At 47.0% G+C, this 24629-nt stretch carries 22 protein-coding genes; 12 read left to right on the forward strand and 10 right to left on the reverse strand.

The genetic code is table 11. The features are described 5' to 3' along the window. Positions 1–318: 318 nt before the first annotated feature. From GWP40_RS07120 to GWP40_RS07135, 4 genes are all read left to right on the forward strand, one after another. The gene (locus GWP40_RS07120) at positions 319–714 is read left to right on the forward strand and encodes a hypothetical protein (protein WP_230974321.1); all 396 of its coding nucleotides are present in this window, start codon (positions 319–321) and stop codon (positions 712–714) included. Positions 715–832: 118 nt separating this feature from the next. Continuing rightward, a complete protein-coding gene (locus GWP40_RS07125) occupies positions 833–2308 on the forward strand; it encodes an SPOR domain-containing protein (protein ID WP_212564766.1) in 1476 nt (491 codons plus the stop codon). Between the two features lie 77 nt (positions 2309–2385). Then, positions 2386–3216, forward strand: a complete 831-nt coding sequence (locus GWP40_RS07130; RefSeq protein ID WP_016523891.1) for an HAD family hydrolase — start codon at positions 2386–2388, stop codon at positions 3214–3216. A gap of 16 nt (positions 3217–3232) precedes the next feature. After that, entirely contained in the window at positions 3233–6082 is a 2850-nt protein-coding gene (locus GWP40_RS07135) for a hypothetical protein (protein ID WP_212564767.1), read from the forward strand. 50 nt (positions 6083–6132) lie between these two features. Here the strand turns inward: GWP40_RS07135 and GWP40_RS07140 are convergent, their stop codons facing one another. Then, entirely contained in the window at positions 6133–7509 is a 1377-nt protein-coding gene (locus tag GWP40_RS07140) for a sigma-54-dependent transcriptional regulator (protein WP_212564768.1), read from the reverse strand. A 3-nt stretch (positions 7510–7512) separates the two neighbouring features. Beyond that, positions 7513–8715, reverse strand: a complete 1203-nt coding sequence (locus GWP40_RS07145; RefSeq protein ID WP_230974322.1) for a two-component system sensor histidine kinase NtrB — start codon at positions 8713–8715, stop codon at positions 7513–7515. A gap of 164 nt (positions 8716–8879) precedes the next feature. Between GWP40_RS07145 and GWP40_RS07150 the strand changes: the two genes are divergently transcribed. The 6 genes from GWP40_RS07150 (at position 8880) to GWP40_RS07175 (ending at position 15893) form a co-directional block, all read left to right on the forward strand. Further along, positions 8880–9539, forward strand: a complete 660-nt coding sequence (locus GWP40_RS07150; RefSeq protein WP_212564769.1) for a transporter associated domain-containing protein — start codon at positions 8880–8882, stop codon at positions 9537–9539. Between the two features lie 25 nt (positions 9540–9564). Beyond that, positions 9565–11016: a sigma-54 interaction domain-containing protein gene (locus tag GWP40_RS07155; RefSeq protein ID WP_212564770.1), complete on the forward strand. Its 1452-nt coding sequence runs from the start codon at positions 9565–9567 to the stop codon at positions 11014–11016. 232 nt (positions 11017–11248) lie between these two features. Further along, positions 11249–11755, forward strand: coding sequence for a UvrB/UvrC motif-containing protein (locus tag GWP40_RS07160; protein ID WP_212564771.1), 507 nt, complete (start codon positions 11249–11251; stop codon positions 11753–11755). Position 11756: 1 nt separating this feature from the next. Continuing rightward, positions 11757–12857 carry an ATP--guanido phosphotransferase gene (locus GWP40_RS07165; RefSeq protein WP_212564772.1) on the forward strand — a complete coding sequence of 367 codons (1101 nt, stop codon included), beginning with the start codon at positions 11757–11759 and terminating at the stop codon, positions 12855–12857. 15 nt (positions 12858–12872) lie between these two features. Beyond that, positions 12873–15362 carry an ATP-dependent Clp protease ATP-binding subunit gene (locus tag GWP40_RS07170; RefSeq protein WP_212564773.1) on the forward strand — a complete coding sequence of 830 codons (2490 nt, stop codon included), beginning with the start codon at positions 12873–12875 and terminating at the stop codon, positions 15360–15362. Between the two features lie 81 nt (positions 15363–15443). Further along, positions 15444–15893, forward strand: coding sequence for a 2-thiouracil desulfurase family protein (locus tag GWP40_RS07175; protein ID WP_212564774.1), 450 nt, complete (start codon positions 15444–15446; stop codon positions 15891–15893). On the opposite strand, the gene GWP40_RS07180 is transcribed toward GWP40_RS07175, so the two are convergent. The 8 genes from GWP40_RS07180 to GWP40_RS07215 all read right to left on the reverse strand — a co-directional run bounded on the left by GWP40_RS07180 (position 15890) and on the right by GWP40_RS07215 (position 22922). Further along, entirely contained in the window at positions 15890–16753 is an 864-nt protein-coding gene (locus GWP40_RS07180) for a metal ABC transporter permease (RefSeq protein WP_212564775.1), read from the reverse strand. The genes GWP40_RS07175 and GWP40_RS07180 overlap by 4 nt on opposite strands. Before the next feature lie 133 nt (positions 16754–16886). Then, positions 16887–17774 (reverse strand): metal ABC transporter permease, encoded by an 888-nt coding sequence (locus tag GWP40_RS07185; protein WP_212564776.1) that lies wholly within the window; start codon positions 17772–17774, stop codon positions 16887–16889. Positions 17775–17859: 85 nt separating this feature from the next. Continuing rightward, a complete protein-coding gene (locus tag GWP40_RS07190) occupies positions 17860–18789 on the reverse strand; it encodes a metal ABC transporter ATP-binding protein (protein WP_212564777.1) in 930 nt (309 codons plus the stop codon). Positions 18790–18931: 142 nt separating this feature from the next. After that, complete coding sequence (locus GWP40_RS07195) at positions 18932–19882, reverse strand: metal ABC transporter substrate-binding protein (protein ID WP_330997224.1); 951 nt, start codon at positions 19880–19882, stop codon at positions 18932–18934. 196 nt (positions 19883–20078) lie between these two features. Then, positions 20079–20495 carry an iron dependent repressor, metal binding and dimerization domain protein gene (locus GWP40_RS07200; RefSeq protein WP_212564778.1) on the reverse strand — a complete coding sequence of 139 codons (417 nt, stop codon included), beginning with the start codon at positions 20493–20495 and terminating at the stop codon, positions 20079–20081. 127 nt (positions 20496–20622) lie between these two features. Next, positions 20623–21231 carry a Holliday junction branch migration protein RuvA gene (gene ruvA / locus GWP40_RS07205; RefSeq protein WP_212564779.1) on the reverse strand — a complete coding sequence of 203 codons (609 nt, stop codon included), beginning with the start codon at positions 21229–21231 and terminating at the stop codon, positions 20623–20625. Between the two features lie 60 nt (positions 21232–21291). After that, positions 21292–22008 (reverse strand): IMPACT family protein, encoded by a 717-nt coding sequence (locus tag GWP40_RS07210; protein ID WP_212564780.1) that lies wholly within the window; start codon positions 22006–22008, stop codon positions 21292–21294. After that, positions 22008–22922 (reverse strand): bifunctional 5,10-methylenetetrahydrofolate dehydrogenase/5,10-methenyltetrahydrofolate cyclohydrolase, encoded by a 915-nt coding sequence (locus GWP40_RS07215; protein WP_212564781.1) that lies wholly within the window; start codon positions 22920–22922, stop codon positions 22008–22010. Before GWP40_RS07215 ends, GWP40_RS07210 begins: the two co-directional genes overlap by 1 nt. 91 nt (positions 22923–23013) lie before the next feature. Here GWP40_RS07215 and murG point away from each other — a divergent pair, with 91 nt between their 5' ends. Next, complete coding sequence (murG, locus tag GWP40_RS07220; RefSeq protein ID WP_212564782.1) at positions 23014–24138, forward strand: undecaprenyldiphospho-muramoylpentapeptide beta-N-acetylglucosaminyltransferase; 1125 nt, start codon at positions 23014–23016, stop codon at positions 24136–24138. Then, positions 24135–24623, forward strand: coding sequence for a CvpA family protein (locus GWP40_RS07225; RefSeq protein WP_212564783.1), 489 nt, complete (start codon positions 24135–24137; stop codon positions 24621–24623). Before murG ends, GWP40_RS07225 begins: the two co-directional genes overlap by 4 nt. Positions 24624–24629 lie beyond the last annotated feature (6 nt).

Below are 24629 nucleotides of genomic sequence, written 5' to 3' on the forward strand. Positions count from 1 at the left end.
GACCATTTGAACCATCTTCAACTGTTGTACATCCGTGTACAACAGTTGAAGGCGAGTTTTGGTGCGTACACCAAAACATCGCTGCACTGATAGGAAGTCAGTGGTTCCAAACAGTATCGAGTTTTTCATCAGAAAAACTCGAAGCTAAAAAATGTACAAGGATGTACATTTTTTAGCGATGCCATCCTTGGCAGTTCTGGTCGAATAGTCTCAATTTTTTCGCGGGGATATTAAAAAAGCGGCCTGATGCGTTTACCCTGTCTCGTTTATCCTTTATCCTTTTTTTATTTTGCCGATATTGATTACGGAGAATATACTATGAAAAAGCGGATACCGATAGTGCTTTTATGCTGCACTATGCTGTATGGTGCGGTATATGCGAAAACAATCGGTTTTGCTTGTATCTATAATTCCGATGCACCGACCGGAGCAGACGAGCTTACGGCAGCGCTTGAAACCGAGCTTTTTGACTTCTGTTTTGATCAAGGGATGATAGCAACCAGTAGCGAATATATAGTAGAAAACTATGAACGGTACAAGGATAATGCTTCTCTGCTCAAACGCTTCGATTCATCGATTGACTATTTAGTTGCGCTGTATTGCGAATATCAGCAAGCTTTTGGCGATACTGTAAATAGACAAAGACCGGTCATTGAATGGAAGAACCTCGAATGGAAGTTCATCGATTTTTTCCTCTCAAAATATCATTTTTGAAGAGAAGATCGACCCGAAAACAATACCGGAAATTGAATTAAGGCGGAAAATAAAAAGCGCCGGTCAAGCTATCGGTACAAGTATGTTGGAAACTTTATAGGGTAAAAAGGGGATACAGATGATCAAAAAAACAATAACTGTCCTGAGTATGTTGATACTAAGCGCTGCACTGATGTGGGCAATATGGGAAGGTAATGCGGCTGTGGGATCACAGGAAGATTTTCCTTCAGGGCTCTTTGCCTCCAGCGATTTATTCCCTAAGTATACGCTTATCGAAATTACCAATTTGGAACAAAATACCACATCACGCGCCGTGGTTATTGGCGATATGGGATCTGACGGATTACTGGTAAAAGTGTCACCCGATGTGGCAAAAGCTTTATCAATCAAAGAGGGAAGCATCGCGCGTGTGCGAGTATCAGTACCGCCGCTTGTAGCCGAGGAAGGCGCCGATCCGGTACTGTTAGGTAAAGTTGAAGAAAAACAACCTGTTCCAACGGCGACCCCTGCAAAACCGGCAAAAGAGAATTCTCAATCTATCCCAGCAGAGGAACCGGTGCAAACCGAAACGGAAGAACCGATATCACCGATAGCTGAAGTTGAAGAACCTGCTCAACCTGAACCAATTCCGGAAGAACCGATGTCTCCGATAGCCGAAGTTGAAGAACCTGTACAGCCTGAACCCGTACCGGAGGAACCGGTGGCTCCGATAGCCGAAGTATCGGAACCCGTTTTACCGGAACCGGAAATTGTACCGGCTCCTGCTGCCGTTTCCGAGGTACCCGAACCTGCAGTGTTTTCTGCATCATCCGAATATTCTGCAGAGGCTGAAAAACCGGTGCCGGATGCCCCTCCCATGCAAGAACCGCCGATGCAAGAGGGAAGCGAATCTTCCGGAGAATATACAAAACCGGTACTACAAGTTGCAGAAATAGCTGCTCCGGAAACTGCGTCGGAGTTAAATGAGTTTCTGTCACCGGTACCGGAAGTGTCAACGCCAATTGAACCGGAACCGGTAATTGTCGATGAAGCGAAACCTGAAAAAGACGAGGAAGAGCCGGTAGCTGAACCGGAGCTTCTTGCTGTTGAGCCGACTGAAGAACAGGCAGAAGAAACGGAGGAATTGCAAGACGAACCGGAGGTTGTTGTCGCTCAAGAAACTGCGGTAGAGAAAGAGTTGGAAAATAACACTACTGAAAATGAGTTGATGACAGAAAATCATGTTATGCTGGTGCCATCGGAGCCGCGCGAACCGGTGAGAGAATACATCCCTGTTCCGAAAGAACCTGAAAAACCGGCAGTACCTGTTGAACCGGTTGTTACGCAGCCTGCAGAAGAACTCTATACTGCGAATGTTTTGACAAAGGGATCATTTTATGTACAAGTCGGACGGTTTAAGGATATTCTGAATGTGGAAAGCTTTGTACAAATGTACGGTAAACGGTATCCCGTTGCTATAGAAAAATCTTCTACAGCGAAAGATGTCTTTTACAAGGTCTATATCGGACCGCTGAAAAAAGATGAACGAGGCGCAGCCTTGGAAACCTTTCAAAAATTAGGCTTTAAAGATGCTTTCTTAAAAAAGGCGCCATAAGATATACAACAGGGCGCTGCGTTGCTAAAGATAACAAGGTGATGGATGAGCGGCGTCCTAACATAAAAGGGGTGGGAATGGATTTTCAACGGAAAAAAGACTTTTTAGTCTGTATCGACAGCGACGGCTGTGCTATGGATACAATGAACCTCAAGCACTACCGTGCTTTCGGGCCGGAGCTGGTAAAAATATTTAATTTGCAGGATCATGCGGAACCGATTCTGCACTATTGGAATAAGGTAAACCTGTTCAGCAAAAAGCGGGCAATAAATCGCTTCAAGGGCTTTTTTGAGGTATGTCGGTATATCGATAAGCATTTTGTTCCCGTTGACGGATTGGAAGCCTATGAACACTTTCTCAATTCGGGCGGACAGTTGTCAAACGAAGGCATCAGGCAGGCATATCAAACTATCGGTCATCCTATTTTTGCACTCGCAGAACAATGGTCGATTAATGTAAATAAGACTATTGCTTCAATACCGCTGGAAGATCGAATTCCATTCCCCTATGTTTACGAAAGTATCGAAACCATTTATGCCGTTGCCGATATAGCTGTTGTCAGTTCTGCCAATAATGCGGCGGTTACTGCCGAATGGGAGCAAGCCGGTTTAACAAAATTTGTGAACGGTATTTTTACGCAAGAAAACGGCAGTAAAAAGCAAGTGCTTGCCTCATTGAAACAGACCGGCGGATATAAAGACGGATGTATATTAAAAATCGGTGATGCTCCCGGAGATTTACAGGCAGCGCAAAGTAATATCGTGTTCTTTTATCCGATTATTCCTGAAAAAGAAGCAGAGAGTTGGCTTCAGTTAAAAAACACCTACTTGCACCTCTTTATCAATGAACAATATGCCGACTGTGAACAACAGCTCATTGATCGATTTTATTCTGAACTTGAAGATTAACTTTTGAGGATTAACCGTGAATCAGTATAGAAAAAATATATCGAAATTATTAGTAATATTCTGTTTTTTCATTTCTGTAACAGCTCCGGCGTTTACAGAACAGCTTCAGTCTGTCAAAACCAAGTATTTTGAAATTATCTATAAGGAAGTATCGGCTCCTTCTGCAGCGCTGCTGACAGAATATGCCGATGGTTATGCCGATGAGATATGTGCTGCTCTACAGCAAAAAATCAAAGGGCGCATACCGGTGTATCTTGTATCCGATACGGAAGAACTCAACGGATATTTTACACGAAGACCGCATCGCCGTATTGTTATCTATGATGCCGGTAGTACGGATGGAACACTCGGTAATTTGCCCGACACACTCTTGCAAGTTTTTTACCATGAACTTACTCACGCCCTTACGCTTGACGTTCCTTTTTCTCTTTTAAATATTTTACCGATGTCTTTTGTAGAAGGAGCGGCTGTTTCATTTGAAAGTTTGCATGGACAAGGTCGTTTGAATGATCCGTTGATTCGGCAGTATTTAATTCAGAATAAAATCGATGGTACAACTCCAACGTGGACGGAAGCTGCAAGTGCACGGGATATGTATCCAACCGGATTATGGCCGTATATCTATGGCGGTTATTTTGCCGACTATTTGCAAAAACTGTATGGCATGGAGACATATTCAAAACTGTGGAAACTGGGATGGAGACTTTTTATACCGGGAAAATTTAAGTCTATTTATGATAAAGAAGTAAGCGCCGCATGGAATCAATTTATCAATACTATTCCGATGCCGGAAAAACTGAATGAACCGGTTCCCTTTGCCCCTCAGACAAAAAAATCGGGATATAGCGCTCTTGCAGCTTCCCATGACGGTTTTGCCTATTATGATTTTGACAATCAAGCAGTATATTTTACGCACGTAAACATCGATAATGCAGATAATACCATTGAAGTCTCCGCCCCTATTAAGCTTTTTACGGCGGATTTTTCGTTAAATCAACTGTCTTTTTCGGAGGACGGCTCCCTTCTTGCTGTCTCGGATTCTGTTGAAACAAGTAGTAAGACATGGCAAAAACGCTCACGTATTTTTGATATGAAAAAACGTCGGTTTATCGGTAAACCGATACTATCAAGTATGGCGGCGTGTTTTGTTGACAATCAGACACTCTGTTCAATAATGTTAAAAAATCAATCGTTTTCTGCAGTGTTGATTGACCGCACTACACAGGAAGTTAAAAAAGTTTTATATACGGCCGGTCCCGGCCAATCCTTTGCCTCATTATATAGCCCCTGTTATATCGGAGAAGGGCAGGTTGCCCTTATTGCAGCAAATGGGGTAAAACGTACTATTTTACGTATCGATACCGAAACAGGCATGCTATCATCATTGTCCGAACAAGACATCCCGTATGCAATCCGCTACTTACAATCGGTAAAAAGCGGTAATGAGTATGTCCTTGCTTTCTCTTGGGCTGAGATGAATATGCTCTATCGGCTCGGCCTTTATTACCCTAAAAGCGGCACCGTAAAAACACAGCAAACCGATATTTCCGGCGGTGTGTTCTTTCCTATTCTACTGCCGGAAAAACAGCAGCCCTCGAATGAGGTCGGCAATCATTCCATCATTTACGTAGGGCAGCACGGTACCTATCACCGTTTATATACTATCAAGGAAGCGGAGCTTACGGTAAAAACTATCCAGCCGACCGCTATGACTGTTCAGCCGGATATACCGGCATCGACCAAGCTTCCTCATCTTGAGCTTCTCAATCCGAGCAGGTATCAGCCGCTCACATGGCTGTGGCGGGCAAAGGTACGGCCGACAGCCAATATTCCTGCCGATATACGGCGTTACGGAGGATACGGTATCGGGATAAAACTGGCTATGCTTGATCCTACGGAGACAATCGAAGTTAATTCTTCATTGCTATTTCTGCTAAAGCCCTTTTTTACACAAATAAAAGCCGATGCAGCCTATCACTTTAAGCCTATTTCGTTAAATATGAATGTCTTTGATCAACTTGATACAAAGACGTTTACCTACCGTAAAACCGGATTTGGCGTCGGTGCAAGCAGCGTTATTCCGCTTTCCTATTCATGGGAAATGTTTAAACTCTCTTATATGGCAACAGCAGCATGGATAGCGCCTCTATCCGATATCGGTAAAACCTACTATCCGCTTCCATACAAGTATACGGTACTTGCACATGAAGGGCAGCTTTATTACCGAAATGTCCGCAGTTCCCGCATAATACGCTCTCCTTTTTTTGCAAAGGATTTACAGGGCGTCACCATATCAAGCTCTCTTGCTCATGCATACTGCGTTGAACAAAAAGCCAATGCTGCCGTTTTTCAGGCATCGTTTGACGGCTATATCCCTGTAGTACCGCTTCGCTTTACTTTAAGCGGTTATCTTGGATTCAATGCACGGTTTAATCCTTTAAACGGAACATATTCGCATATCGCTGCTCATTACCCTGTTACGGAAACCAATTATTTTCCCTCTTTTGCGGCATATAATACCAATGCAATGCGGCAGAAACTTGCTTCGCTTGGAACCGGTAAAGTGTCGGGAGGAATATCAGGCGTCTGCGATCTTACATTTTTCAGCTATGACGTGCAAAACGGCATCTCTTTCTTACCGCTGTTTATAAACCGTATATCCTTTCATACCGGCTATGCATGGATACTGACAGGGAATTTTGCTACAAAAGCGCATACCGGTGGCTTTCTCTATTTGGATACCCTCTATGTAAACTGCCTTGTGGCATTAAACAGATCGGTGGAGATTGGTGGAGAGTATATGCATCCGGTTCGAACGTTTTTACGGCCGGGAGTTTTCCGATTTGTCGTCGGCGTAAACCTGTAACAAAGCTTTTTTTTAATACTGCCTGTTGGTTTACCCCCGTGCGACCCGTTTTACTCCGCACTAGAATCGGTGGCATCAGTAGCATGTGCCGCAAATTCATCGAGTTTTCTATGCAAGGTTTTGCGCCCGATGCCGAGTATATCGGCGGTTTTCGATTTATTCCCGTTATAAGCTGCGAGGGTTTCCATGATGATGTGCCGTTCCGCTTCGGCGAGGGGAGTGCCGATTTGGATGCGGATGGAAGACGTTTGCTCCGCTTCGCGTACCGGTTCGGGTAAATCGGATAGGCGAATGGTATTGTCAGAACTCATCACGACGGCGCTTTCCAGACAATTCCGCAGCTGCCGAATATTACCGGGCCAGTCGTAGGCGTAGAGCGCCGCGCGGGCTTTCGGCTCAATGGCGGTAATCTGTTTTGCGTTTTCTTCCGTAAATTCCTTGATAAAAGCGGCAATCAACAGCGGAATATCCTCTTTCCGTTCCCGAAGCGGCGGCACGTGGATGTGGACGACATTCAGGCGGTAATATAGATCGCTGCGGAATGTACCGGCGGCGACTTCCTTTTCAAGATCGCGGTTGGTTGCCGTAATAAGACGAGTATCTACCGTGATTGACTTTTCGCCGCCCACCCGCTCGAACTGTTTTTCCTGCAATACGCGCAGTATTTTTATCTGCAAACTCTGATTGATTTCTCCGATTTCATCCAAAAAGATCGTGCCGCCGTCAGCGAGCTCAAAGCGTCCCCGCTTTTGGCTGACCGCGCCGGTATATGCACCCTTTTCGTGCCCGAACAGTTCGCTTTCCAGTAAGCTTTCCGCAAGCGCGGCGCAGTGCACCTTGATATAGCTGTTGTTTTTTCGCGGGGAAAGGTTGTGGATTGCGCTTGCAATAAGCTCTTTCCCCACACCGCTTTCGCCGGTGATAAGCACGGATGCGCGGGAGGGCGCTACCTTCCTAATCATCTCAAACACGTGCTCCATCGCAGCGCTTTTACCGATGATATGCTCGAATGTTTTATTCGACTGCACCTGTTCGACAAGTTCACGGTGCTGCAATACCAGTTCGCGGTTCTGGAGAGCGCGTTTTACCAGCAGGGAAAGTCGGTCAAGGTCGAGCGGCTTGGTTAAAAAGTCATACGCCCCCATACGCATCGCTTCGACGGCGGTTTCGACGGTGCCGTGCCCTGTCAGCACAATAACCGGCACGCCCGGCGTTTCCGAAGTTACCCTGCGGAGAATTTCCTGTCCGCCGACGCCCGGCATCCGCAAGTCGGTGATAACGAGGTCTACCACCTCAGAAAGCGCTTTTTGCAGGCCGTCAGTTCCGTCTTCCGCAGTCAGTACCTCGTACCCTTCGTCCTCAAGCGCCATCTGGAGTCCTTCGCGGATATTTTTTTCGTCATCGATAACTAAAATTTTAAACTTCATGCCTTATACTCCTGTGCTGCGTGTACTGTCGGTGCTTTGTACGGTGTGTGCCTCAAGCAAAAGCGGTTTTTCGCTGCGGGTAATGGGTAAAATAAATGTGAAGCGGGTGCCTTTGCCGATATCCGAATGTACCTGAATATCCCCGCCGTGCTCTTTAATCACCTTATACGTCATCGTAAGCCCAAGCCCGCTGCCGTCCGGTTTTGTCGTAAAATACGGCTCAAAAATTTTATGCAGTATGTCGGGCGGAATGCCTTTTCCCGTATCGGTAATGGCGATATATACGTTTTCTTCGTCATACCGTGTGGTGATGCCAAGTTCTCCGCCTGCGGGCATCATCGCGGCTTTTGCATTCGTCAGGATATTCATCAGCGCTTGGCGTAAAAAACGTTCGTCCGCTTGAATAACCGGCAAGTCGCTATCGAGTTGGGAAACGAATACAATGCCTGCTGCGGAAAACTCATCCTGAAACGTTGCAAAAAGATTTTTGATAAGTTCATTGATGTTGACCGGTGCAAATTCGCATTCGAGCGGACGGACGGCAAACAGAAAATCCACCACAATCTTATTTAGCCGCTCGATTTCTTCTTCTACCACATCGAGGTGTTTTTGCGCTTTGGTATTAATCTCCAGATTGCATGCTTTAAAGTTTTTCCGCAGCAGTTGGACGTGGATACTGATTGCCGCAAGCGGATTTTTTATTTCGTGCGCAACCGCTGCCGCAAGGTTGGTAAGGCTCGCAAGGTTTTCAAGCCGCCGATTATTGATTTCCTCGCGCTTTCGCTGCGTAATGTCCTCAACGGTAATAATCGTACCGCGCACCCGTTTTTCTTTTACGAGCGGCAGCACCGAAAGCTCAATATACTGATTTCCTTCGTCGGCAGCGATAACGAATTCTTCAGCGCTTCTAGCTTCTTCGTTTTGTATTACCATACAGATAAAATCCGCCAGCTTGGTATCGGAAATAGACGTCCACAGCGGCCGGTCGGGACTTTCCGAAAGCGGAATACCGAGGATACGTGAAGCTGCACGGTTGGTCTTTATGATCGTATGGTCGGAATCCAAAATGATGACGCCGTTTGTGAGCGAATCCATCATCGCGTCAAAGAGTGCGTAGTCATCGACGATTAATTGGATAAAAGAGCGGAGTTGCGAATCGTTCATGCGCGGTAGTTTCTGCAGTGCGCGGCTTATAAACTCTCTCATACGGCAAGTATAGCGTAAAATGATAAAAAGCGCAAATTTTAGCGCTTTCCTATCGAAATCAACAACCCCGACGCAAGCATCGGGGTATTAAACCCTCGTATCATTCGGTGTTTTTTTAAAATTAACGCTTTTCTTTTGAGGATTTCAGTGTATAATATTCGATAATGAATAAGTTAAAAGCGGCATTAAACAAACAAAATCTCAGACGGTATTTGGGACTTATGGCAAGCTACACGGAAATTTTGCTTGCACTGGTAGTTATTGTTGGGATTTTGCTCCTCTGTATTCGGGTTCTTGTACAGCTGAAAGGCTTTATCATCAGTACGTTTGCCGGTACGGATGTTCCGTCATTTGCGGAATTCCTTTCGACGGTATTTGAGCTGGTTATCGGTATCGAGTTTGTAAAGATGCTTACAAAGCATACGCCGGGAAGCGCTATCGAGGTGCTTTTATATACGATTGCTCGCGCACTCATTATGGATCACAGCAGTATGCAGAGTTCTTTGCTCGGTGTTATCGCTATCGCAATTCTTTTTGCCGTCCGTAAATATTTCAACGATCCTGAAGTACACAATCATGAAACCGGCGGCGACTATATTGTAAACGGCGGTATCAGTATGAAAGAGGTTAATAAACGGCTTGATGCCGATTTTGACGAATCCTATGGGCACACCGTTGCAGGGTATCTGTTCAATTATTTACAGGCGATTGGAAAAAAGCCGACGGTCGGATGCGAAGCTCAAATCGGTGAATATATGTTCCAAGTATATGACATGGAAGGGGAACTCATCCGGCATATTAAAATAACTCCGTTAAAATCATAAAAATAGTTATAGGGAGAGCTGCATAATGTCTGAGTATAAATGTTCGCGAAAAGATTCTTGCCCCGTTCGTTTGGATGCGGAAAAACAGCTTGATTCCATCATTGAAGATATGTTTGACGGTATTTATATCACTGATGGTGAAGCTAATACATTGCGGGCAAATAAAGCTTATGAAGTAATTACCGGTATTTCTCGTGCCGATGTAATCGGCTGTAATATGAAAGAGCTTGAAGAGGGCGGGACTATCTCTCAGTCGGGGTCTTTAATTGCTATCAGAACAGGCAAGCCGGTAACGCTCCGGCAAAAGTTTAGCACGGGACGTCAAGCATTGATCACCAGTACGCCTGTATTCGGTCTCGACAATAAAATCGAAATGGTCATTACTAACGTTCGGGATATGACCGAAATTCATCATCTGAGGGAAGAAATCGAATCCCGAAATGAGGAACGGTTACGCCTGCATAAAGAATTGGAGCATATCAGAACTCAATTTCTCGATAAAACCGATTTTATTGCCGCCGATAAGGTAACGCTTTCGATTATCCGTATGGCGGATAAGGTTGCCCCGCTTGATACAACGGTGATGATTAGCGGCGAAACAGGCGTCGGTAAAGAGGTGTTTGCCCAATATGTCCACAGCCAAAGCCGCCGCAATAAAAAATCGTTTATCAGCGTAAACTGCGGCGCTATTCCGGCAAATTTGATAGAAAGTGAGCTGTTCGGTTATGAGCGGGGAGCTTTTACCGGCGCTGATAAGAACGGCAAAGCGGGGCTTTTCGAGGTTGCCGACCAAGGGACAATCTTCCTCGATGAAATCGGCGAGCTGCCGCTGAATATGCAGGTAAAGCTGTTGAGGGTTTTACAGGAGCATGAGGTAAAACGTATCGGCGGCACAAAACCGATTCCGGTAGACATACGTGTCATTGCGGCGACAAACCGTAATTTGGAAGAAATGGTTAAGAAAAAGAAATTCCGAAAAGACCTGTATTACCGGATGATGGTATTCCCGCTGCATATTCCGCCGCTTCGTGAACGCCGCAACGACATTATCCCGCTAGCGGAGCTTTTCCTTGAACAGCTCAACCGGAAATATGCGTTCCGTAAATACTTTTCAGATGCGGCGCTCCGGCTGATGGTTGGCTACGAGTGGCCCGGAAATATCCGCGAGCTGCGGAATATTGTAGAACGGGCGGTTATCGTTACCGATAGCGACGAAATTACGGCAATGAATACGTTTATTACTCCCTGTAAACAGCAGGCGGAGCCCTTGTACATACCGGTAAAACAGCCTGAAAGCGTTCACGACCTCAAGGCCGCACTCGCGGATATAGAAGCGGAATACATCGACTTTGCCTATAAAACCTACGGCAATGTGCGGCTTGCGGCGGAAAGTCTTGGGATGTCTCACGCAACCTTTGTCCGCAAGCGCCAACGGCATACCGCCTCCCGCGAAATAAACGAAAAGCCCTCAGCATAGTGCCAAATTAAAACCTTAATACTGCCGACTCCTTGATTTTATCAATCATTGCCTGTATGCTTCTATCAATATATGCAAGGAAATAATATAACAAACCTGTTCGGAAACTTCCGTTTCTGAACAGGTTACCTTGAAATGCGATGTTCTAAATCGTGCTATTTGTGCGATTTAGAACTCGTCGACCTATTCGAAAACGCAGTTATCGAATAGGTCTAACCTTGAGGAGTGCAGCATGATATGTCAGATATGTGGAAAGCATAGCGCCGCTATGCTCGTGCGGCAAATTATAGACGGAAAGGCAAAAGAACTGTATATTTGCAGAACTTGTGCTAAAAAGCATCATCTTTACTCTGATAACAAGGAAATGCATCTTTCACTTAAAGCTATTTTTGACGGGCTTGTATCCGCATTGGATGCTTCGGAAGGAGCAAGTGACAGTGTTCATCCTCTGGCGTGTCCCGATTGTGGAATGCCGCTGAGTCGTGTCAAAGAAAAGAAGATACTCGGCTGTCCCCGCTGTTTTTTTTATTTCCGTGATACCGTATTAGAACTTATGCAAGAAACGTCCGGAGAGGTCTTTTACGCAGGGAACCTGCCTTTAAAAACGGAAACGTTTTCGGATTCGGCGGCTTCATTACAGCATCTTGAAGAGGAACTGCAAAAGGCGGTAGAAAACGAAGAATATGAACTGGCGGCCTATCTCCGCGATAAGATAAGAGAGCAGGAGGTATCGTCCTAGTATGGTTGCCTCTTCGAATGCATGGTATACCTATTCCGGAAACGACAGCGATACGGTTCTTTCTTCGCGGGTACGTATTGTACGGAATTTAAAGAACTACCGCTTTCCTCCGACACTCGGAAAAGAAGATGCGGAAACGGTATACCGGACTGTAGTATCCGCATTCTACGACCTGCCGCCTTCCGACGGCTTTCATCCCATTAGGCTTGATACCTTGGACGCAATAGCAAAAAAGATTTTTGAAGAGCGGAATATCATTCCTGCCAATTTGGAGCAGAAGTTCGGTACGGGCGTCATTGTTCGTGACGACGGTATCCTTTCGGCAACGGTGAATGTCAAAGACCATATCAGACTTTCTGCCTTTTATGCGGGTTTTGAACTTCAAAAATGCTTTACGCTGGGAAAGAATATCATCGATACATTGGCTGAAACGCTGGAATTCAGTGCAGTGCAGGATTTCGGATATTTATCTTCCGATGTGATGAATATCGGCAGCGGGATTAAATGCTCGGTACTGTGTTCGCTCCCCGGACACTCACTGAATAATAAGATACAGGAAAGGATAGAGGCGCTGACCAAGCAAAATTTTGAAGTACACGCTTATTATGCGCAGAATACCAAACGACTACTGGGATATCTGTACCTCATTTCTACGAAAAGCGCTGCAGGCTATACCGATGAGGCACAAATCAGTATGATAACGTCTGCGATTCGGGAACTTATCAATGAAGAGCGGGAGTTGCGGGATTCGTTGGTAAAAACGCAATTATGGCGTATCCAAGATGAGGTCATTAAGGCGTTCAGTATTGCGAAAAATGCCTATTTACTCGATGTAAAAGATACGATAGATATTGTGTTCAAGATAAAACTCGGTATCAATCTCGGCTTTATCGAAGGTTTAAGTCAGGAAGCCTGTCTTGCGCTTCTGTATCAAACTCAGACCGCCCATATTGCCTTTTTGATGCTGAACGGTACGTTTCATCTTGAAGAACCCTTTCAGCTGGATGAACTCCGTATTGAGCGTATCCGCGCAATTTTAGTACAGGAGATCTTAAAACGGGCTGAACTGCGGATACAAAACTCCGCAAAAAGCAGACTGTAGAAACGGGAGACAACTATGCATACTCTTTCACAGAATCTTTATGAATTATTGACGGTTTTTAGCCAGCAAGAAGCTCGGCGGGTCAATGCCGACACGGTAGAACCGGAACATATACTGCTTGCGCTCATCACAAAAAAGCTGGGGCGCGGATATCGCTTATTGGAGAATCTCCATGTCAATTTTTTGACGCTGCAACTGCGATTGGAGCAAAGTACCCCGATACGGGAAGGCGAGCCGGTGAGGGGAGAAATTCCTTCGTCAAATAGGGTAAAACAGCTTGTCGATACCGCCGCCGCTCAAGCCCGGATTATGCAGCAGGAAGCAGCAGGGACGGAGCACCTTATTCTGGCCTTTGCTCAGATACAGGAGAGTATCCTTGCGCATTTCTTTTTACAGCAGGGAATTTTTCTGGATGACGTACAGCAAACCATGAAAAAGTTGAACGGTACGGATACGCGGCGCGATAAACAGCAGCAGGAAAAAAAGAAACATAGCGCATTATCCGAATTCAGTAGGGATCTTACACAGATAACTCGCCAAGGGCTTCTTGATCCCGTTATCGGCAGGGAGCGGGAGATGCGCCGCGTGATGCAGATTTTATCCCGCCGCAGCAAGAATAATCCCGTTTTAATAGGAGAACCCGGTGTCGGAAAGACTTCGATTGTCGAAGGACTCGCGGCGGCTATTGTGAATGAACAGGTGCCTCGGTCGCTGTTCGGGAAACGGGTTATATCGCTCGACCTTGCCTCCGTCATTGCCGGCACCAAGTACCGCGGACAGTTTGAGGAACGCATCAAGCGCATCATCAAAGAAGTCAGCGAGGCTAAAAATATCATTCTGTTTATCGACGAGCTGCATACCCTCATCGGTACCGGCGGCTCTCAGGGAGCGCTCGATGCGGCCAATATCTTAAAGCCGGCGCTTGCCCGCGGGGAAATACAGTGCATCGGTGCAACGACGCTTGACGAATACCGCAAGTATTTTGAAAAAGATTCCGCTCTTGAGCGGCGCTTTCAGTCCGTGCTGATTAAGGAGCCGACCAAAGAAGAAACCTGCGCGATTCTTGGGGGGCTTAAATCAAAATACGAGCAGCATCATCATGTTCATTATTCCGACGAAACGATTAAAAAGATTGTAGAGCTTTCTTCCCGCTACATCCCCGACCGTTTTTTCCCCGATAAGGCGATTGATGTGATGGATGAGGCCGGCGCTTTGAAGAAAATGGATACTACCGAGCTGCCGCAAAATATCACGACCATCGAACAGCGGATTGCGGAGCTTGCCGGCGAAAAGAAGGACTTGGTTGCAGTACAGGATTATGAACGGGCAGCTGTCGTGCGCGACGAAGTAAAGCTCTTAAAAGTTCAGCTGGAAAAAATCAAAATGCGGTGGTTGAACCAAGAAAACGAAACAATGCTTGAAGTAGACCCTGCCGACATTGCCGAAACCGTCTCTTTGATGACGGATATTCCGCTCAAGAGTGTCGGCTCCGACGAGGCAAAGCGCCTTGCCGAAACCGAAAAAGAGCTGCATAAAACTATTATCGGACAGGATGAGGCAATCGGTATTATCGCAAATGCGCTGCGCCGTTCCCGCGCAGGAATTGCCTCGGCTGACCGCCCTATCGGCTCGTTCCTCTTTTTAGGACCGACGGGGGTAGGGAAGACGCTGCTGGCAAAAGCGCTTGCCGAATTCCTCTTCGGCTCTGCGGAATCCCTTATTAGGGTCGATATGAGCGACTATATGGAAAAACATGCCGTTGCACGCTTGGTCGGAGCGCCTCCGGGCTATATCGGTTTTGAAAACGGCGGAATGCTGACGGAAAAAATCAGACGGAATCCGTATTCCGTTATCCTGTTTGATGAAATTGAAAAAGCGCACCCCGATGTCTTTAACCTGTTGCTGCAGGTGCTGGAAGAAGGTGAACTGCGGGACAGCCTCGGCCATACGGTGAGCTTTCGGAATACGGTGATCATCCTTACCGGCAATGTCGGCACGCGAAATTTGATGGACGAGCCGCTCGGCTTTGCACGGGTAGAAAACCGCACCATCGACTATCAAAGTATGAAGAAGTCCGCCGAACTGGAGGCAAAAAAAATCTTCAGTCCGGAGTTTTTAAACCGGCTCGATTCGCTGATTGTCTTTACTCCGCTTTCGGAAAAAGAAATAGAAGCTATTTTCGAGTTAGAGCTTTCTAAATTGACCGGCCGCCTCGCTGCAAAACAGTTACAGCTTAGAATCACTGATAATGCCCGCGCCTATTGTATAAAGCACGGCTATGATCCCTTGCTCGGCGCCCGTCCGATGCGCAGGCTGTTGCAAACCGAAATAGAAGATGTCCTCGCCGTCAAAATCATCACAGGGGACTTTACCCCCGGCACTATCGCGGTCGTCGATACTGACGGAAACGCACTTACGATAAGCATTCAAACCGACAGACCGGCGATTCCGGCAACAACCATCACCTTACTTCCTGCCGTCTCCACGGAACCGCAGGAAGGGTAGTTCAAACAGCGCTTCCGGCATTATCGGAAGCGCTGAAAATGCCGGAATTATGATACACCCGCGAAGAGGAGTATTCCGCGTATGATCATTGTAAGCGCCTGTCTTGCAGGATTCCCCTGTAGGTATGACGGAAAGAAAGCAATAACTCCTGCCGTGCAGCAGCTTGTAAAAGAAGGAAAAGCAATACCTGTCTGTCCGGAGCAGCTTGGAGGCTTACCGACACCGCGTTCGGCAGCAGAAATGAAAGCAGGAAAAGTCATCAACACTGACGGCGATGACGTAACCGAAGCATTTGAAAAAGGTGCTGCTGTAGTTTTAGAAATAGCACAGCAGTATGGTTGTAAAGATGCACTGCTTAAAGCCCGTTCCCCTTCATGCGGAAAAGGTTTGGTGTATGATGGGACTTTTTCCGGAATACTCACTGCAGGAAACGGGAAAACGGCAGATTTGCTCATGAGGAATGGGATAACCGTAATGACCGAAGAAGAATGGAGTGATATCGATTTTCCTTTGCGCTTTTTGAAGCACTAAGCGAGTCCTAAACGGGCTTTCCGCGTTGCCCGGCGGTGCGCCAGCATACCGTATTTAGGCGCAAACACCATCGCGCAGGCAAAAAAGAACGACTCCGTTAAAATGATACAGGCGCCGGTTGCTCCGTTCAGGTAATAACTCACATAAGTACCAATTAAGGAACTCATCACCGCGGAGCAGGCGGAAATAAGAAGCATCCGGTTCAGTCTGTCCGTCAAAAGGTAGGCGATACAGCCGGGAATAATCAGCATCGCAACCGTCAGCAAAATCCCCGCCGCCTGCAGCGATGCAACAATGGTCAGCGCCGTCAGCGAAAGGAACAGGTAATGAATAGCCTGCACATTCAAGCCCACCGCCTGCGCATGGTTTTTATCAAACAAGTACAGCAGAATATCCTTCCGTTTCATAAGCGCCACAACCAGCGTCACCACCGAACACACAATCGCCTGTATCATATCGCCTTGTTCGATTCCCAAAAGACTCCCGAACAAAATATGCATAAAGTGAATATTCGAACTCACCTTTGTAACCAAAATCAGCCCGACTGCCATCAGCCCCGTAAAAACCACCCCCATCACCGAATCTTCATGGATACGGCTCCGGTCTTTTATCCACCCCGTCGCAGCCGCATTCAATAGCCCCGCCGCAAACGCCCCAACCCCAAGCGGAATATGCAAAAGATACGCCCCTACAATCCCCGGCAGTACCGCATGAGAAATCGCATCCCCCATCAGCGACCAGCCCTTTAAGATCAGATAACACGAAATAAGGGCGCAAACACCCCCAACCAACGCCGCTATTACGAGCGCCTTTATCATAAATCCATACGTAAACGGCTCTAGAACCGACATTAACCACATAGACCTCTCCTCAGTTTTGTTTTTTATATTCTTTTGAGCGGCTTTTTGCTTCGCAAAAATCAGGCTTTTCGGGGTTCCGCCTCTCGGCTCCAATCTCTATTCCGAAGGACGCGAAGCAAATCTAACCGAGTTTTTAGAAATGCCCTGTGGTATAAACCTCATTCTTTTGTGCAAAAAAGGCTTTCATCGAACGTGCTGCCGTCCGCCGCGCGGAGATGATGCCGTGATGCGGCGCAAAGAACAAAATGGTCAAAAATAAAAAGAATTGCAGCGCAACAATACACCCGCCTGCCGAGCCGTTTAGATAATAGCTGATATAGGCTCCTGCAGAAGCGGTGAGTGTCCCGATTACTGCTGCAAGCCCCATCATTATCGGAAATCTATCTGTGAGCAGATATGCGGCAGCTCCCGGTGTTACCAGCATTGCTACAACCAGCACACTGCCCACCGTTTGCAGCGCCGCAATCGCCGTAACGGCAAGCAGGGTGAGCAGCAACAGGTAAAGCGTATTGGTATTCAGCCCTATCGAGCGGGCGTGCGACGGATCAAACGAAAAAAGCCGCAAATCCTTCCATTTCAGCAAAATGATGATAAGGCTCACACCCGCAATAATGAGCGTTTGCACAATGTCCCGGTCGGCAATACCGAGGATATTTCCCATAATGATGGTCGTCAGGCTGATATTGCTTGGATACAGCGAGATCAGCAGCACACCGAGCGCAAAAAACGTGGTATAGACAATGCCTATGACCGCATCCTCGCGTATCCGTGTGTTCTTTTTAACAAAGCCCATAATGAGCGCAGCGAGCATCCCGCTGATAAAGGCACCGACAGAAAACGGAATACCGATAATATAAGCAACCGCAACTCCCGGCACCACCGCATGGGACAGCGCATCTCCCAAAAGCGACCAGCCTTTCAGCACAACAAAACACGACAGCAAGGCACACACCCCGCCGACACCTCCGCTCACCAAAATCGCTTTCACCATGTACTCATACTGAAAAGGAATCAATAACATATCACTCCATCAAGGCAAACGCATCAGACTATTTTTTTTAACACCCCGCAGAATAATGGGGCTGCCTTTCTCTTCAAAACCGCCACTACTCAACAACATTTCTTATGCCCTTGAGATACGGTCTACCCTCCTGCTTGGTAATCAAAGCCCCCTCGTCATCGGTAAATACTCTTATTTCATGAGCAGTATCTTCCGGATTATCGGTATGATCAATCTTAATAGTCCGCAGTGCCCCGCCGAATGCTTTAATCAAATTTTCAGCGGTAAAGGTTGTTTCCGTCGCACCGGAGGCAATCACTGTCCGATTGATGATTACAACATGATCGCAAAACTCAGGGATGGAACCTAAATCGTGTGTGGAAACAAAGATCAGATGCCCTTCGTTTTTCAGCTCACGCAGCAGCTCGATAATCGCTGTTTCCGTTTTAACATCGACTCCGGTAAACGGCTCATCGAGCAAGATGATTTTTCCCTGCTGCGCAAGCGCCCGTGCAAGGAACACCCGCTTTTTTTGTCCGCCGGAAAGTTCGCCGATCTGCCTATCCTTAAAATCGAGCATCTGCACGCGTTCCAAACTACGCTCAGCTCTTTCCTTATCTTGCTTGCTTGGAATGCGGAGAAAATTCATGTAGCCATACCGTCCCATCATCACCACATCCCACACACTCACCGGAAACGACCAGTCCACGTCTTCCGACTGCGGCACATACGCAAGCAGATGCTGCTTCTGCGCCGAACGGATCGATTTTCCGCAAATGGTTACGGAGCCGCTCATCGGTTTAATAAAGCCCATGATTGTCTTAAAAAGGGTTGATTTACCGCTGCCGTTTACACCGACCAATGCGGTAATTGTTCCTTTTTGCAAGGTGAACGACGCATCGTAGAGGGCAACATGTCCGTTATTGTACGCTACACTGACATCCTTTACTGCCAGTTCAACGGAATCCCCTTTGTCATTTATATTGTTACTTCCATTATTACTATAAGCCGCATGCCGCAGCGAATGTATCACCATACGTCTCTCCTTCTCGGCTCAGTTATTCAATTCGTGCACGGAACGCGCATTCAGTACCGCCATGGATGGCGGTGGTTCCATACAGGAGTGAGTTTTTGCTTTGCAAAAACTCATCGTTGAACATGTACATGGATGTACATGTTCAACGGCGGCTATCCTCAAATCCCTTCACAATTGCATTCGCATTGTATTCAAGCATTTTTAAGTAAGTCGGGGCATCGCCGTCTTCATACGTTAAAGAGTCGACATACAGAACACCGCCATAATAGGCTCCGGTTTCCTTACAGACTTGTAACTGTGGCTTATTGCTGATGGTACTTTCGGAAAAGGCAACCGGAATGTGATGCAGTCGGATCGTGTCGACCACCTTTTGAATTTGCTGCGGGCTGCCTTCCTCGTCGGCGTTGACCGGCCACAGGTATAATTCTTTCATATTACAGTCGCGGATCAGATAAGAAAAAGCCCCCTCACAGGTTACCAGCCATCGCTGCGATTCGGGAATTTCGGAAAGCTTTTCAGTCAAGAACGTATCGATCTTTTTGATGCTTTCGCTGTACGCAGCTGCATTGGCATTATAGGTCTCCGCATTTGCAGGGTCTAAACTCACAAAGGCTTTCCGGATATTTTCCACATAGATGAGTGCATTTTTCGGCGACATCCACGAATGCGGGTTCGGCATCCCGTTGTACGGTCCTTCCCCAATACCCATCGGCTCAATCCCATCGCTAAGCGTAACGCTCGGTACATCTTTTACATTGCCCATGAATTTTTCAAACCAGCGTTCAAGCCCCAAACCATTGCGCAGAACCAAATCAGCAGACTGAGCCTTAACAATATCGAGTGGGGTTGGCTCATATTCGTGAATTTCCGCCCCCGGCTTGGTAATCGATTCTACCAAAAGCTTATCGCCCGCAATATTCTGCGACATATCCTGCAAAATAGTGAATGTCGTTACCACCCGTTTGGGGCGTTCTGTATTCGCTTTATCTGCAACCGCATTATTCTTTTTTGAACATCCCATCATACCGGTTGCACCGATAATAAACGTTAGCGCTATGAACATAATTGTTGCCCATTGTGTATGATTTTTCATACAAGCTCCCTTTGGAAAAATTATTCCAAAACAAAATTTTATTTTTTAGTAGTCAATACTACATTAAATGTCTGTTTTTATGTAGTATTACCTACTTATTTTTCACCATAAATGTAGTACATACTACGATATTTTGTCAAGACTCTCACAAGAATTTATCAACAACCATTTGACTGATTTTGATAAGGCCTCTATTTTAGAGGTTTCCTATAAATCTCTTCATACATTCCAAAGTTTCGGAACTGATATGGTGCTCCAATCCTTCGGAATCGAGGAGGGCATTTTTTTCGCTTACGCCGAGTTTTAACAAAAATTGAAGCACAACATCGTACCGAGCCGCACATTCGCGTGCCAATGCGCGGCCTTCTTCGGTAAGACATATCGGTTTATGGGTACCGCTTTCAATCAAATGATTAGCTTTTAACCGTTGCAGCACCTGAATGACCGACACATGGCTTACGCCGAAATATCGTGCAAGATCCATAACGCGGCATTTCCCGTTTTCGTTACTGATTTTGGCGATAGCTTCCGTATAATCTTCCAGTATTTCTATTGCGTGATCCGCTCGCGTCCGCGAAAACGCCGCCGATGCTTCCGTTTTTTCTTCCATCATTATTCAATCCGATTTTTTAGAGATTTCTTATAATATATGGTTCGGCGTCTGTCTTTCAAGTGGAAATACTTTTATATCATTCGTTTTGCTTTATCGGGATCGTTCTTTTTAATTGTATCTGCACTATCTATGTTGAACTCAAATTGACAATTGCAGTACGGAACAGTTCCTCTTCTTTTGCAGCAGGATCGGCACCTTTTGCGCGCATGGATTGCGCAACCGACTCTACCGTTTCCGCGGTACGCTTCCGATCATATCCCATATTGATAAGAGCTGTGATAATATCTTCAAATTCCGATTTTTTTGCCGTTTCCGCCCGCCCCGTATCGTGCAATCCGGTAAGCTGACCTTTTAGAGCAAGCACCATCTTTTGCGCTGTTTTCTTTCCGATACCGGGGATACTTTGCAGCCGCGCGACGTCTCCTGCCTCAAGAGCCGCTTCCAGCGCTGCGCCGTCCAGACCGGAAAGAATTTTCAGCGCTTGTTTCGGGCCAATTCCGTCAACCTTTGTTAAATCCAAAAAAAGGCTCCGCTCAGCCGGTGTTAAAAAGCCGAAAAGCCTCATCTGATCTTCCCGATGATAGAGCCATGTATAGACCCGTACCGTGTTCCCTGCAGCTCCGAATCGGTCTGCACTCAGGGCGGATACAAAAACTTCCCATTCAATGCCGTGTGTTTCTATGTAGATGGATTCTGCCGTTTTACCGGTCAACGTCCCGCTGATGCTGTTAAACATGATTTTCTCCTTTTGAAATATATCCGTTCTTAGAGATGACCTTCCGTTCTTAGAGGTTTTCTATTCTGAAAATTGCACCGTGGAAGCGCCCTTGGTGATTTCCGTAACGAGCTGAGCAAACTCGGTACAATATTCAAGCGGAATTGAGCCGCTCAGCCGAACGGTTTGTGCAAATTCCGTTTGTGCAAAGCTGATCGGCAGCTGTGCGGCGGCACGGAGCAGCGGATTGTGATCCTCATAGCTGCATTCACAAGTAAACTCCGCTTTTTGAATAAGCGGCTCTGTGTGTACTTTAGCGAGTGCCTCTTTTGCCGCAGTAGAATACGCTTTTACCAAGCCGCCGGTTCCCAATAGGGTACCGCCGAACCAGCGGGTAACGGTTACAAGGATATTGGTAATTCCGCTTCCTTTTAAGACGGCAAGAACCGGCTGTCCCGCTGTGCCTGCCGGCTCTCCGTCATCGCTGCAGCCGAGTATCGAGCCGGTTTCACCGATAACAAAGGCGTGTACTACATGCCGAGCATCGCGGTATTGCTCTTTTTGCCGCTTTACGGTCTCCTTTGCTCCCTGCGCGTTGTCCATATAAAACACCTCGGCGCGGAACACCGATTTTTTTACGGTTATTTCTGCTGCGGCGGCGGGTGTGGGCGCAGCAGCTTCGGGGATAGATACCAATATGTCGGGCAATACTGCCGCGCTATCCGTTACTTCCGCATCCGGCGCTGCAGTGGGTTTGTGCCGAGCGGTTTGCTCCCGGCTGCGGCTGAGAACTAGCATCAGGCGAGGCCTGTGTTAAGCCCTGCTCCGGTTTCCATTTCCGGCAAGCATCCGTGCCGGAGCTGCGCAGCACGCAGGGTGTTCCGCAGTACCATTGCTACGGTTAAAGGACCGACGCCGCCGGGAACCGGGGTAATCCAGCCGGCTTGTTCAGCGGCGCTTTCAAAGTCAATATCGCCGGTCAGCCTGCTGCCTTTGGGTGCAGTAGGATCGGGGACGCGGTTAATTCCCACGTCGATAACTGCGGCGCCTTTTTTTATCATGCTGCCGGTAATGAGCGCCGGATGTCCCGCAGCCGCAATCAAAATATCAGCCTGCCGTGTCAGTGCGGCAAGCTCTTTCGTTTTACTGTGGCAGAGTGTAACGGTTGCATCCGCCGCAGTGAGCAGGGCTGCGAGGGGCTTCCCGACAATCGCAGAGCGCCCGACAATAACCGCATGAGCGCCGCTTAGCGGTATGCCGTATTGCTGCAGCGCATACATAATTCCCTGCGGTGTACAGGGGATAAAGCCCTGACTGCCGATAAGTAAGCGACCCAAGTTTTCCGGTGTAAATCCGTCGACGTCTTTAGCCGGATCGAGCGGCGCCAGTATCCGTCTACTGTCCAGCGGGTAGGGAAGTGGGAGTTGAATCAAAATGCCGTCAACCGTATCGTCGGCATTCAACGTTTGTACGCACGCTGTTAGTTCCTGCTCGCTTATTGTTTGGGAATATGGAATAATCCTGCTCTGCATACCCGCTTTTTCCAGCGCCCGTACCTTCGTTTTAATATACACCTGTGAGGCAGGATCGCTTCCCGATGATACAATCGCGAGGCAGGGCTGCGGATGCTCTTTGCAATATACGGCGTTTTCTTGTGTTACCGCTTCGGTCAATGCTTCGGCTAATTTTTTGCCGTCTATAATCTGTGCCATAATCAAGTTCTCTATTGTAGTATATTAAAATCGCTTTGGGAATATCCGGCGCATTGTATGACGGCCTTTTTTCTGGTATACTTGCCGAGTTATGAGCTGTGTTATATTTACCGGCGGAGGTACCGGAGGGCATATATTCCCCGGTATTGCCGTTGCAGAAGTGTTTAAAAAAGAAACAGGGATACCGATTATCTGGATAGGTTCCAATAACGGCACCGATCGATCGTATGTGTGTAGTGCGGATATCCCGTTTTACGGAATACCGGCAGGAAAGCTCCGACGATATTTCAGCCTTGAAAACCTCATCGATGTGTTTAAAATTATCGGAGGATTTTTCGCCTCATTGATTATACTTTTAAGACTGAAGCCTAGCTTCGTGTTTTCTAAGGGGGGCTTTGTGTCGGTGCCGCCGTGTGCTGCCGCGCGGTGCCTCAAGATTCCGGTTATTACGCATGAATGTGATTTTTCTCCCGGACTTGCCACAAAAATAAATACCCGATTTGCCGCTCAAATTTTTGTTTCATACACAAAAACGGCAAGTTTTTTTCCAAATGCAGTGCAGCGTAAAATTACCGTTACGGGAAATCCCGTAAGAATGCGTTTTTATGAGGCCAATGCGGATGCAGGAAAAGCATTTATTCAATATACCGGAGATAAGCCGATTCTGTTTATACAGGGGGGGAGCCTCGGCGCACTCCAGATCAACGTATTGGTAGAACAAACGATTCTTTTTTTAGCAGAGTCTTTTTTTGTTGTGCACCAAACCGGCGCTCAGCACCGTGCCCAAGGAGACCGGATTAAAAAACGGTTAAAGGAAGAACGCCCTGATTTGAGCGACCGGTATAAACCGTTCCCTTTTATCGTTGAGCAAATGCCGGATGTCCTCGCTGCCTCCGATCTTGTGATGTCGCGCGCAGGCGCTAACACCATCTGGGAAGCTGCGGCGGCAGGGAAACCGATGTTGTTATTACCGCTTGAAAAAGGCAGCAGCCGCGGCGATCAAATTGAAAATGCGGATTTCTTTACCGAACAAGGGGCGGCAATCACCCTTTCCGGTAAAGATACAACGCCTGCCGCGCTTTGCAGTATTCTAACGCGGCTCTTAGAAAACCCTCAAGAGTTACAAGCGATGGCTCAAGCATCGGCGGCTCTTGCCGATGAAAAACCCGCAGTCAAAATTGCACATCTTTTACAACAATGGATAACGGAAAAATGAGCATAAATATACTTGATATGGTGTTATTGATTATCAGCATTATTGTCATCATTAAGGTTACCGTTCGGGGTTTTGTCGATGAGTTTTTTTCAATGGCGGCTTTTTTGCTTGCAATTGCGGTAGCCTTTTGGTTTTATCGCCCGCTTTCTTTGCACACAAAGGTGAGCGGACTTTCTCCGACAGCAATGAAGCTTATCGCTTTTTTTATGATTTTTATCGTCGTTTTTATCGCCGTTAAACTGCTTCAAATGCTGATATCCGCAGTTTTCGATAATGAAATTTTAAACAGCCTTGATCATGCGCTTGGGTTCTTTTTGGGTTTATTTGAAGCGTATATTGTCCTTATTATTCTCGTAGCGCTTCTACAGCTGCAGCCGTTTTTTAATATCGATGCCCTTATCGCCCGCAGCATGATTGTACGGATACTGATTCCTCTTCCGATAGACAGCGGTAATGTCTTACAGATAATCCAAAACGGCATCTAAGGTGAG

Origin of the sequence: Treponema vincentii (assembly GCF_018336815.1) — a bacterium.
Taxonomy (GTDB): domain Bacteria; phylum Spirochaetota; class Spirochaetia; order Treponematales; family Treponemataceae; genus Treponema.